Genomic DNA, 12,366 nt, shown 5'->3' with positions numbered 1-12,366 from the left:
GGTACCAGATGTCGCAGTGGGTAACCGCTACCGTAGTAGAGCATAAAAGTTGGCATGCCGACTTATTTAGTTTGCGTGTCCAGGCCCCGTCTTTTGACTTCACCGCCGGACAGTTCGTACGGCTGGGCCTGGAAGATGCCGAAGGGCAGCGTATCCAGCGCGCATATTCACTCGTGAATGCGCCCCATGAGTCTACGCTGGACTTTGTTATCACCCGCGTACCTGACGGCTTATTGTCGCCAAAACTACAACAGTTGCAGGCAGGAGACAATCTTCAGCTAAGTCAGACCGCCAGCGGCTTTTTTACTATTGAGCAGGTGCCGGATGGCGACAGTCTCTGGTTACTCTCGACAGGCACTGGCGTCGGTCCTTTTCTGTCTATGCTGCATACTCAGGCACCCTGGCAGCGCTTTTCGCAGATCAAATTGGTTCACGCCGTGCGCACTGAAGCCGACTTATGTTACCGCGAGGCATTCCTTGCGCTGCAGGAAAAACATGGTAAACAATTTCACTACCAACCTGTCGTGAGTCGAGAACCCGTGAAAGGAGCATTGTCCGGTAGAATTCCCGCGCTCATCGACTCTGGAGAACTTGAACATGCCTGTCAGGGCACTCTCAACCTCAATGCTCAGGTTATGATTTGTGGCAATCCTGAAATGATAAAAGATGCGCGGCATTCATTAAGCGCCAAAGGACTGGAAAAAAACTTAAAACGTAAACCGGGTAATGTCACAGTTGAACAGTACTGGAAATAACATTTGATATAGCTATCGATTTTTATTGACCTCATTTCACAAAATTAATACATTAGGTGCATGACAAAAGTATATGTACGTTCAGTTACTCTCATTATTGTAATTATTTTGTTGCAATTAATGAGCGTCGCCAAAGCATCTACGGCCAAACAAATAAACTGGTCTTTGAATACTGCGCCTCCGTTTCACGTACTTTATGGCAATTATCGGAATCAGGGAATTTGTGACACCCTCATGGACGTCGTAGATGAGAAATTGCCCGAATACGGCAGCAGCCGGGTCGTTATGCCACAAACCCGTATTGGCCTGCAGTTTGAGCGTGAGCAGAACCTTTGTTTCCCCTGCATGATCAAACAGCCTGATAATGCACAGGCAGTTTTCTCAGAATCTACCCATCTTTATTTCCCCCACGGCATTATTACGACCACCGAAAAAGCGATACAGATACGTGAAGAGTTCGGTGAACCTGTGCGTTTAGCACAATTACTCGCCTCCAATAACTTTCGACTAGGGCATCCTTCAGGCCGCAAGTTCGGCGATCTACAGCCGATACTGGATGCTCATGAAGGCGATGATAGCTATCGTTTATTACGTACAGGAGAAAACGCGACCGTCGCCATTTTATCCATGATCAAACTGGGTCGCATTGATTACACTATTGACTACAAAAGCCTGAAAACTTTTGATGACCGTACTTCCAACGGTAGCCTGGAATTTCTAAATATTGCTGAGAATGAAGGGCAACTGGTGTCAGGCGCTATAGGCTGCACCAATAACGAGTGGGGCCGCCAGGTGATTGAGGATATTAATCAGGCCCTGCCAGGTATCCGGCAAGACCCTCTTTTTTTACAAACTCTGCAATTATGGTTTGCTAATCACGACAACTATATGCCGTTATTGGAAGAGCAGATATGGCAAGGTCAGTAGCTAGTCTCGTGCCTGACTTATAAGGTAATCCGCCAAAGCACCCATGCCGGTCACTTCACCACCAGCCACTTGCTCGGCTTCAGCGTTGTAGTTGGTATTCGTATTAACATCGTAAACAAATAAACGACCCTGTTTGTCCTCAATCATTTCAATACCCGCCACATCCACTTGCGCCTGGCGCATAAAAGTCTGTAGTTGCTTCAGCACCGGGTGATCATTGTAAACATCGGTAATCTGAAATTTTGCCGGGGTGGCTGTGCCAGTGGGGCAGAAGTCTTCGCCAACAGCACAGACATCAGCAGGGCAAAGCTCAAAACCACCTGTTGTGTCTACCTGTACTGCGTAAACAAATTGCTGGCCGACAAATTCACAACGGGTAATATGGGGATTCGCGGGTTCAATGTATTCCTGCAACAACCAGATACCATCCAGCGGCTCCGCATAGTCACTGCCATTTATATAACTTTGCAGCTGCGCTGCAGAATCCATTTTTACCACGCCCAGACCTTTTCCACCGCGGTTCGGTTTGAGGATTAACGGCCAATGATTAAAGTCCTGAGCGGCAGGCAAAATCTGTTCACGGCCAACAACAGCCCGTGTTTGTGGTGTTTTTAACCCAGCTTTCTCCAGCGCTGCATACTGAGATAGTTTACAAACCTCGAGGTAAAGCGCAGGCGTTCCATTGAGAACCCGAACCGCATCGCTCTGCTCACGCTCCAGCCAGGTCAGGGCCATGCGTGTCAACTCCGGAGCAAAACGATGCCCTCGGGTATGCGACGAAGCACTCATGCGATTGTAATAAACGCCAGGGGCAGGCTCTTTATCGTAAGCAACACTGCCTTCGTTTAAAAACCATTCTTTAAATGTCACGTTACGTTTATCAAATTCCGCTCGCAGAGGGACTAACCATTCCTCATTCTCGTGCAGTATATAAATGTCCTTCATGGCTACCTCTTCAAATGCCTGGAGAAGGACCATCATAACTTATATAAGCAGCAAGCTTAACTCACCTCATGCAAGTCGCAGGATTTCTCTTGCAGATAACTGCTTGCCGCATTCAATCCTTGCTCGTAGCCTGTATCTAACTTATGTATCGAACGAGTGAAGCGGGACACCGGGAACTCTTCCGGAGGTGCTATTTGCGAGACTCTACAGTCTGACGGAGGGTTTTCAATAAAGGCGATTGCTTTTGCGTATTTACGCTGACGACGCAACGCGGCCCCCAGCAATCGGGGGTGTTGTGCAAACAATGGTTTTAACATGGACGGGTAACGAATAGGTTCTTTGCGATAAGAAAGCGGTACCGAACGCAGTACGGTGATATCCCGCGCTCCTCGTTTATATGCCTCGAGTACTGGAATCGAATCGCCCATACCACCATCTGACATAGGTTCACCATCCACTGCTGGATGATCCTTAAAAAATACCGGTATAGCGCAGGAAGCCGGAAATACCTGATCCAGGTTATCCAGATCGACTTTATGGTAACGTGGGTGGCCCGTTTTCACTGAGGTGGTTACTACATATAAAGGAATTCCCCGCGCTATATAGCCTTCGACATTAAGAGCTATATCACGGCGTGACGCCTGCCATAACCAGTTCACATCGCACAGATGTCCGCCCAGGGCATAACGTTTAAAATTCATGAAGTCTTTGCGCAGTGCATGGTCCGTCAGCACCTGATAACTACGGCCGCGATCCCCGGCAAGATAACCAATGGCGTTGGTAGAACCCGCCGACACACCAATTACGAAGTCGTATGCAAAAAAATCCGCATCAATAAAGGCATCCAGAACCCCAGCCGCAAATATGCCCCGCATGGCTCCACCTTCGATAACCAGCGCACGTTTATTTTGCTTTGTTTCCATGATGAGGTTCTCCTTAGGCCTACGCTACCAAGTATAGCTACCCACCATAAATTGCAAAAGACCACTTCTTCAAAGTCTGCCCGACTATCTGATTTGCGCCTGGTCATTCAGAGATATTATTACTTTCTGCCAACCTGCGTTTTTCATCCGCTTTTTCTTTAGCCACCTGAAATGCATCTGAAAAAGCCGCCGCCATAATGCCGGTAGGCATAGCAATAAGTCCAATTCCAGCTATAGCTGTCATGCCAGCAAATAATTTTCCTATTGCTGTAATAGGTGTCACATCACCGTAACCCACGGTCGTCAGTGTAGCTACGCTCCACCAGAACGCTCTCGGAATACTACCAAAAGCCTCAGGTTGATAAGGCGCCTCCACTGCATACAACATGGAGCTAGAAATAATCAACATTAACAAAGCCAGCATTACACTGAGCATCAACTCATATCGGCGGTCGCCCAAAGCATGCACAAATGCATCCCAGGCCTGACTAAAACGCCCCAGACGAGCTATACGCAATAATCGTAGTACTTTAAGAAAACGCAGGAAGAAACCGCTGTGGTCACCCGCATAAAAGATAAAAGGCAATAACGCCAGCAAGTCAATTAATGCCCAAAAACTGAATATGTAACGTATCCTGCCTGTAACGCCTTTATACCTCGGGTCTTCGCCCGCTGCGTAAACACGCAGGCAATATTCGATCAGAAAAATACAGAACAGAGCCAGTTCTGTCATGAAAAATTGCTCTGCATAACGACTGGCCAGAATCGCTTCAGTTTCCGCAATGGCAATAATTGAAGCGACCACCACCAGTGCCGCTACCAGCAGGTTCACCGGCGACATACCGTCACCTTGCCAGGCAGCAGGCTCCAGATAACGGTACATTAGTTTACGCACAATAATTCCTTATTTTTTATGCTCTGCGAGCCATTGATCGGCAGGCATAGGGCGGGAAAAATAATATCCCTGCTGCAAGTCGCATCCGCTGTCGCGAATATGGTTCGCCTGCTGGTTAGTTTCGACGCCTTCAGCCACAGTGGTTAACTGCATGCTTTTTGCCATTTGCAGCATAGCCTGAAATAACGCCGCTTCCCGTTCATTACGAAATGCGTCCTGCACAAACTGACGATCTATTTTCAACTCGCTGACTGGTAGTTGCTGCAAACGACTAAGGTTAGAGTAACCGGTGCCAAAGTCATCAATAGAGAAGCGCACACCCAGCAACGCCAGTTCGTTCATAACGCTTTGCACTTGCTCAATCCGGGATAACAACAGGTTCTCTGTAATTTCAATAATTAAGGCATTCAGACTGGCCCCCTGTTCAGCAAAAATACGCTGCATTTTAAGTACAAAGTGCGGCTGCAAAAATTGCTTAGGACTTACATTCAAGGCTATTCGATACGTACTGTCGGCAGGCAAACTAGCAATAGTTTTAGCGACCTCGGCCGCCATCCAGTCGCCCAGTTCAATAATCAGACCTAAATGCTCAGCTACCGGAATAAAAACTTCAGGTGAGACCATCTGCCCCTGTTCATCACGCCATCGCATCAAGGCTTCAGCACCCGTTGTCCGGTAGTCGGCATTCACTTTCGACTGTAACCAGCATTCCAGGCCTTTGCCTGCTTTTATCGCCTCCCGCAAGCCCACTTCCAACCGGTAATCGCGCAGAATAGAAGATGTCATTCGCGGTTGGTACACCGAATACTGGTCCCGGCCCCACTCTTTAGACTGCTGTAAGGCAGTTTCGGCACCATTCAGCACATCAAAGCTGTTTTGCCCCGGTTCAGCAAAAAACACGCCTATGCTTACCGTCAGATAGTATTCCTGACTTTCCAGCATAAAGGGCTGACGCAACACGCTGAGTAATTTTTCAATCTGCGACAGGAAATAAGCTCTGGGCTTACCGTCGTATGCTTCTTCCGGCAACGCCAGCCAGAAACGGTCACCTAGATCTTTGGCCAGTAAGCTGCCCGCCAGTCGGTGTCGATCCAGCCGTTTCGCCGCTTCCTGTAGCAGACTATCGCCAATACCATGGCCAAATACCACGTTAATACGGCTGAAAAAGTCCAGGTTTAAGGCCAGCAGAGTGACCCGCTGCTTGGGCAACCACTGCTCCAGCGCTTGCGTCAGGCTGTTTCGGTTCGCCAGGCCTGTCAGGCGATCATGAAAAGAGAGGTATTCAATTCGCTCAGCGTTTTCACGCTGCAATGAAATATCACGCACCGTGCCTATGTAGCGACGGCCCATTTCAGTTTCCGTCTGCGTAACCGCCAGATCAATGGGAAAAACCGAGCCATCTTTGCGCATCGCTTCGACTTCACGCCCAATACCAATGATCTTCTTAGCACCGGTCTGATGGTAACTATCCAGATAGGCATCATGCTCACGGGCATAAGGCTGTGGCATCAGCATACTGATATTGTGCCCAACCACCTCATGTTCCTGATAACCAAACATACGTTCTGCAGGTTTACTAAAACCGCAGATGATGCCCTTTTGATCAATAGTAATAACCCCGTCCAGCAGGTTATTAATGATTGCATTCAGCTGGCTGGCAGAAAAATCCTGTGGCTGATGTTCTGACATAAAATCAGGTTACTCCTGATGAGCAAAGCGTTTTACCAGCGAATGTAATTCATCGGTTGTTTTTTGCAGTCGCTGACTGGCCTGTGCCGTCTCGCCGGCATTTTCTTTAGCTCTGACAGCGCCATCTGCAATATCAGTTACCTGCTTATTAATATGTTCAGCCACATTGCTCTGCTCCTCAACCGCCGATGACATCTGAATCGTCATTTCGGTAATACCACCCACAGCTTCTTTAATCTTAGCCAGTGCCTGCTCAGTTTTGCTGACCATATCCACACCATGAGCCGCGGCCTGCTCGCCCTCTTGTGACACTTCCACAGCATTTTTAGAGCGGGTTACCAGCACATTAATAATTTTATGAATACGATCCGTCGATTCTCGTGTTTTACCCGCCAGCGCTCTTACTTCATCCGCAACCACGCTAAAACCACGACCATGTTCACCGGCCCGTGCCGCTTCAATAGCTGCATTTAACGCCAAGAGGTTGGTTTGCTCGGCTACCGCAGAAATCAAATCAGCCGCCTGACCTATATCTGATGTCGACTCAGCCAGTTCATTTACCGTCGCCACAATAGACTTCACCGCCTCGCTCAGCGCATTAATAGACACCAAAGCTTCAGCCGCCAGCTCCGAACTCGAATCCACATTACGTGAAGCCGCTTCAGATTTATCCGCATTCGCCTCTACGCTATCCGAAACTTCCTGAATCGAAGCTGACATCTGGTTAATCGCCGATGCAGTCTGTTGAGTCGCGTCATTCTGCTGGTCAATCAACACACTACTGGCAGCCGCCTGTTCACGTGTTGCGTTGACAATAGTGCCCAGCGACGAAGCTGCATCCTCAATTCGGGTCAGGCCGGTGCGCGCTCGCGCCGCTTCACTGCGTATCAGCATTTCCAGCCGTGCCTGATTGCCGCCATGTTCAGAATAGGTATACGCAATTAAGCGGTTGATAAAGGCCCGGGGCCGCAGCTTTAACATACCACCCCAACTACGTTCGGTTTTAATATGCAGACTTAAGGTGCAGATCGCCCCCAGTATAAATAACATCGCAGCAGCCACTGGATTATTCAGTCCCAATGCAACCAGCATTGCCAACAATGCCGGTGCCCAGGCAACTGCAGTATTGCCACCGTAATAACGAGTATATTGCCATAACGTAAAAGGTGTTTTGCCAGCGCTAAGGCGTTTATACATAGCTCCGGCCCGTGCTTTTTGCACATTTTCAGGGACTACACGGACTGACTCATAACCGACAATTTGTTTGTTTTCATACATCGGAGTTACATAGGCACTAACCCAGTAATGATCACCATTCTTACGTCGGTTTTTAACCAGGCCCATCCAGGGCTCACCGGACTTCAAAGTCTGCCACATATTCTCATAAACAGAGGGCGGCATATCCGGGTGGCGCACCAGGTTGTGAGGCGCACCCTGCAACTCGTCTGCACTAAAACCACTGACCTCTCTAAAACTATCATTAAAATAAATAATATTACCGCGAGTGTCGGTGGCTGAAATAAGTCTTTGATTTGGGTCAAACGAGAACTCTTTCTGAGTAACGGGCTGGTTGTTGCGCATGTTAAAATCCTGTTATTTTCTATTTTTGTACTTCTTTATATCTATATTACCTTTTTATCATATTTATGTTTGTTAAAAATACCGATTCAATAAATAACCGTCTTAAATAGTTTTCACTGACAGCGCTTGCTGTAAAAAGTCCACGACTCGTCTCACTTTTGCGGATAAATGCCTGTTTTGTGGATATAACGCCCAGATACCATCATCAGGTTCACGATCATCGTCCAGAAGCACAACCAGACACCCCTGATTTATTTTTTCTGCCACGTAATAGTCTGGCAACTGAGCAATGCCTAAACCCTTCAGGGCTGCATCCATCAAAGCCAGGCCACTATTACAGCGTATACGACCACGGGGCCGGAATTGAACATTCTTACCTGACTGCATAAAACGCCAGTGCTCCACAGTACCGGTCAAACATTGATGCTGACTCAGCTCACTGATATCACCCGGCATTCCTGATTCCTTTAGATAAGCAGGCGAGGCCACCAGATAATGGGTTCTTTTGCCCAGACGGCGAGCGATAAGACTGGAGTCATGCAACTGGCCCAGACGAATCGCCAGGTCAAAGCTACCCTGAATAAGATCCAACTTGTCATTGGTAAGCTGCAAGTCCAGTTCCATATCCGGGTATTCAGAGAGGAAATCATGTAATATTGGGGCTATCCGGGTTTCTCCGAAATACACTGGCGCGGTGATTTTTAACGTGCCCTGCGGCACCGCCTTCAAATTACTCATCGTCCGATCCGCTTCATCCAGGCTTTGCACCAGATGCCTGCAATGCTGTAAATACAGGGTGCCTTCTTCGGTCAGGCTTACCCGACGTGTCGAGCGGTACAATAATTTCACCGTCAATCGTTTCTCCAGCTCACTAACATTGCGGCTTACCTGAGCCACGGATAAACCCAGCTTTTGCGCAGCCGCCGTAAAACTTTGCTGTTCAGCAACAGCTACAAACTCACTAATACCTTGCCAGTCACGCATGATTACCACCAAATATGCAAAAGTGATTTGCATTTTAACCTGATTACTATCAACGAGGAAATAATTACAATAGGTCTATACTAAACAGCGAATGTTATTCGCCCTGATCACAACCTAAGGACACACTATGGATACCATAAAAACACGAGCAGCCGTTGCCTGGGGCCCTGGCGAACCACTTTCTATTGAAGAAGTTGATTTACAGCCACCGCAAAAAGGCGAAGTTCTGGTACGCATTGTCGCCACTGGCGTTTGCCATACCGATGCTTACACATTGTCCGGTTCTGATCCTGAGGGCATTTTCCCAGCTATTTTAGGCCATGAAGGTGCTGGTATTGTAGAAGCCATCGGCGAAGGCGTGACGTCGGTAGAAATAGGCGATCACGTAATTCCTTTATACACGCCTGAATGTGGCGTGTGTAAGTTCTGTACCTCGGGTAAAACCAACCTGTGTCAGGCAATTCGCAGCACTCAGGGCCAGGGGCTGATGCCAGACGGCACCACTCGCTTCTCTAAAGATGGCCAGCCCATTTACCACTACATGGGTACTTCAACCTTTGCCGAACATACTGTAGTGCCTGAAATCGCACTGGCTAAAATCAGTAAAGAAGCGCCCCTGGAAGAAGTCTGCCTGCTGGGTTGTGGTGTCACCACCGGCATGGGTGCTGTACGCAACACCGCCAAAGTGGAAGCCGGCGATACAGTGGCCGTATTTGGTCTGGGTGGCATTGGCTTATCCGTTATCATCGGCGCGGTTATGGCCGGTGCCAGCCGCATTATCGCCATTGATGTCAACGAAGATAAGTTTGAGATCGCCAAGCAACTCGGTGCGACCGACTTTATTAATCCGAATGATTACGATAAGCCTGTGCAGGAAGTGATTGTTGAACTGACTGAAGGTGGCGTTGACTATTCCTTTGAATGCATTGGCAACGTAAAAGTCATGCGTTCGGCTCTAGAGTCCTGCCATAAAGGCTGGGGCGAGTCGGTGATAATCGGAGTTGCCGGTGCCGGCGAAGAAATTTCCACCCGGCCCTTCCAACTGGTAACCGGCCGGGTATGGCGTGGCAGTGCTTTTGGTGGTGTTAAAGGTCGCAGCCAGTTACCAGATTATGTACAACGTTATCTTGATGGTGAATTTAAGCTCAGTACCTTTATTACCCATAATATGGGGCTGGACGATATCAATCAGGCTTTTGATTTAATGCATGAAGGCAAATCTATTCGCTCGGTCATTCATTTCGACCGCTAACGGAGACGGACTATGACGACAGCTAAACTGAATAAGGCTAGCGAACAGCTGGCCTTTGGCGGCCGCCAGATTCGCTTTACTCACTCCTCTGAAGTGCTGCACTGCGAAATGCAGTTCTCAGTATTTTTACCACCGCAGGCCGAGCACAAAGCAGTACCTGCGGTTTATTGGTTGTCTGGCCTAACCTGCAATGATGAAAATTTTTCCGCCAAAGCCGGAGCACAGCGTGCTGCTGCGGAACTTGGCCTTGCACTTATCATTCCGGATACCAGCCCTCGGGGTGAAGACGTTCCTGACGATGCTGACGGCGCTTTTGACTTTGGCCTTGGCGCTGGCTTTTATGTCAACGCCACGCAAAAGCCCTGGCAAAAACACTATCAGATGTATGATTATATTCTGCATGAATTGCCAGCGCTGGTAGAAGCGGAATTGCCGCTGAACGAAGAGCGCGCAATAAGCGGTCATTCGATGGGCGGGCATGGCGCCCTGGTCATTGGTTTAAACAATACTGAAAAGTATCGTTCCATTTCAGCCTTTTCACCAGTTTGTAATCCCACTGATTGCCCATGGGGCAGAAAAGCATTCAGCCATTATCTGGGTGACGATAAAAGTCTTTGGCAGGCATATGACGCTTCTATATTGCTAAGAGCTAAAGTTTCGGCGCCACCGATCCTGGTTGATCAGGGAACCGCCGATAACTTCCTTGAGGAACAACTGAAAACGCAAGCGCTGGAAGCTGCCAATAAAGAGAGTAACAATGGCGCACAAATTCGTTATCAAGAAGGGTACGACCATAGCTACTACTTTATTGCTACTTTCATTGAAGAGCACCTGCGTTTTCATGCTGGCAACCTCTCCAGCAAGCAGAATATTTAGTCACGAAAGTTCTCATACTGCAACGGCAGCTCAATGTCCGAGCCTTTAAGTAACGCGATGGCCTCTTGCAGGTCGTCGCGTTTTTTACCTGTCACACGCACTTTCTCGCCCTGGATCTGCGCCTGCACTTTCAGCTTGGCATCTTTTAATTTCTTAATAATTTTCTTCGCTTCCGGCTGCTCCAGTCCCTGCTTAAAAACAACATGATAACTGTAGTTTTTGCCGCTATGCACAGGCTCGTCTTCCATATCTACACCCGCCATAGAAATTCCGCGCTTGCTGCAATGATTGCGCAACAGTTCCAGCATTTGATTCAGCTGAAAATCAGATTCGGTGGTCAAAGTGACGGTATATTCTTTAAGCTCAATCTTTGCTTCAACCCCGCGAAAGTCAAAACGGGTGCTCAGCTCCCGGGCTGCATTATCCACAGCATTACGTAATTCCACATCGTCTATTTCTGAAACCACATCAAAACTTGGCATAAAAGCTCCTGCATAAGGTAAATATTAACTGTCAAATCATAGCAGTTTTACTCGCCCCAGGCATCGGAAAGCTCACCAATTCCCGCTTCACCGGCAGCAATCGGCATCTGTTCTACCAGAAAGTCGATAAGCAAACGTACTGCGGGTAACAAGCCCCGGCGGTGCGGATATACCAAATGCATATTACCCACAGGCAATCGCCAGTCGGGCAGTACGGGTTGCAATAATCCCTGGGCCACATATTCGTGGCATAAATACACGGGCAGGGCCGCCATACCTTGCTTCTGAGCCGCAGCTTCACGCAACACCCAGAGATCATCAGTAATCAGACGCGGTTTATAGCTGATGCTCATGCTTTCACCTTTTACCGAAGTAAAATCATACTGGTAACGACCACTGGTGTAATGCATAGAAAGCGAAGGCCAGCTAATGAGATCGGTCGGGTCCTGAGGTTTTCCTTTCTGCGCAACAAAATCGGCATGAGCAAATAACGCCATTGGCGAGGGGGCCAGTGGGCGGGCTATCAACGAGGAGTCCTCAATTTTAGAGCGAACCCGCAGTGCGACATCTATCTGATCATCGATCAAATTAACGGCCGCATTGCTTACCACCAGATCAATCACTACATCCGGATATTGTTGCATGAACAAAGGCAGGATCTTTATCAACAGGCTCTGACTTAAAGCATAAGGGCTGCTAAGGCGAACCCGGCCACGAGGCTTTTCCTGTACAAACTGAGTGACCTCTTCGGCCGCCTCAGCCGCTGCCACCAGCGTCTGACAATGCACCAGAAAGGCACGTCCCACATCGGTCAGGCTGAGCTTACGTGTACTCCGATTCAGTAACCGCACTCCCTGAGCTAATTCCAGTTCATTAATGCGCCGGCTTAAGGTCGACTTCGGCATGCCCAGCACCCTAGCCGCCTGGCTGAAACTCCCTTGCTCAGCAACATGAGCAAAAAGGGCCAGATTGGTTAAATTCTGCATACATTAACACCATATTTGGAACAGTGATTCCTACTTTACCCCGCTAGTCCTTAAATTGGAACGGCATTATC

Annotated in this window: 12 protein-coding genes; 4 read left to right on the top strand and 8 right to left on the bottom strand. The window is 48.5% G+C overall.

Translation table 11 applies throughout. The features are described 5' to 3' along the window. The first annotated feature begins 8 nt into the window (after positions 1-8). Positions 9-755 (top strand): ferredoxin--NADP reductase, encoded by a 747-nt coding sequence (locus tag CWE09_RS12605; protein ID WP_126804412.1) that lies wholly within the window; start codon positions 9-11, stop codon positions 753-755. Between the two features lie 60 nt (positions 756-815). Next, positions 816-1,682, top strand: a complete 867-nt coding sequence (locus CWE09_RS12600) for an ABC transporter substrate-binding protein (RefSeq protein ID WP_126804411.1) — start codon at positions 816-818, stop codon at positions 1,680-1,682. On the opposite strand, the gene CWE09_RS12595 is transcribed toward CWE09_RS12600, so the two are convergent. The 6 genes from CWE09_RS12595 to CWE09_RS12570 form a co-directional block, all read right to left on the bottom strand. After that, positions 1,683-2,627 carry an ATP-grasp domain-containing protein gene (locus CWE09_RS12595; RefSeq protein WP_126804410.1) on the bottom strand — a complete coding sequence of 315 codons (945 nt, stop codon included), beginning with the start codon at positions 2,625-2,627 and terminating at the stop codon, positions 1,683-1,685. A 56-nt stretch (positions 2,628-2,683) separates the two neighbouring features. Beyond that, a complete protein-coding gene (locus CWE09_RS12590; protein WP_126804409.1) occupies positions 2,684-3,550 on the bottom strand; it encodes a patatin-like phospholipase family protein in 867 nt (288 codons plus the stop codon). Between the two features lie 103 nt (positions 3,551-3,653). Beyond that, complete coding sequence (locus CWE09_RS12585) at positions 3,654-4,445, bottom strand: ion transporter (protein WP_198679794.1); 792 nt, start codon at positions 4,443-4,445, stop codon at positions 3,654-3,656. 9 nt (positions 4,446-4,454) lie between these two features. Further along, positions 4,455-6,134, bottom strand: a complete 1,680-nt coding sequence (locus CWE09_RS12580) for a sensor domain-containing protein (protein ID WP_126804408.1) — start codon at positions 6,132-6,134, stop codon at positions 4,455-4,457. Between the two features lie 9 nt (positions 6,135-6,143). Next, positions 6,144-7,715 carry a methyl-accepting chemotaxis protein gene (locus CWE09_RS12575; protein ID WP_126804407.1) on the bottom strand — a complete coding sequence of 524 codons (1,572 nt, stop codon included), beginning with the start codon at positions 7,713-7,715 and terminating at the stop codon, positions 6,144-6,146. A 102-nt stretch (positions 7,716-7,817) separates the two neighbouring features. Next, complete coding sequence (locus tag CWE09_RS12570; protein WP_126804406.1) at positions 7,818-8,699, bottom strand: LysR substrate-binding domain-containing protein; 882 nt, start codon at positions 8,697-8,699, stop codon at positions 7,818-7,820. Between the two features lie 127 nt (positions 8,700-8,826). Between CWE09_RS12570 and CWE09_RS12565 the strand changes: the two genes are divergently transcribed. Next, positions 8,827-9,951, top strand: a complete 1,125-nt coding sequence (locus CWE09_RS12565) for an S-(hydroxymethyl)glutathione dehydrogenase/class III alcohol dehydrogenase (protein WP_126804405.1) — start codon at positions 8,827-8,829, stop codon at positions 9,949-9,951. A 12-nt stretch (positions 9,952-9,963) separates the two neighbouring features. After that, the gene (gene fghA / locus CWE09_RS12560) at positions 9,964-10,827 is read left to right on the top strand and encodes an S-formylglutathione hydrolase (protein ID WP_126804404.1); all 864 of its coding nucleotides are present in this window, start codon (positions 9,964-9,966) and stop codon (positions 10,825-10,827) included. Here fghA and CWE09_RS12555 read toward each other — a convergent pair. Together CWE09_RS12555 and CWE09_RS12550 are read right to left on the bottom strand one after the other, a co-directional pair. Next, positions 10,824-11,309, bottom strand: a complete 486-nt coding sequence (locus CWE09_RS12555; protein WP_126804403.1) for a YajQ family cyclic di-GMP-binding protein — start codon at positions 11,307-11,309, stop codon at positions 10,824-10,826. The two genes, fghA and CWE09_RS12555, sit on opposite strands and share 4 nt — an antisense overlap. Positions 11,310-11,356: 47 nt before the next feature. After that, positions 11,357-12,295: a LysR family transcriptional regulator gene (locus CWE09_RS12550; protein ID WP_126804402.1), complete on the bottom strand. Its 939-nt coding sequence runs from the start codon at positions 12,293-12,295 to the stop codon at positions 11,357-11,359. Between the last annotated feature and the right edge of the window lie 71 nt (positions 12,296-12,366).

Origin of the sequence: Aliidiomarina minuta, assembly GCF_003987145.1 — a bacterium.
Classification (GTDB): Bacteria; Pseudomonadota; Gammaproteobacteria; order Enterobacterales; family Alteromonadaceae; genus Aliidiomarina; species Aliidiomarina minuta.
This window is presented reverse-complemented; position numbering and strand designations above follow the sequence as displayed.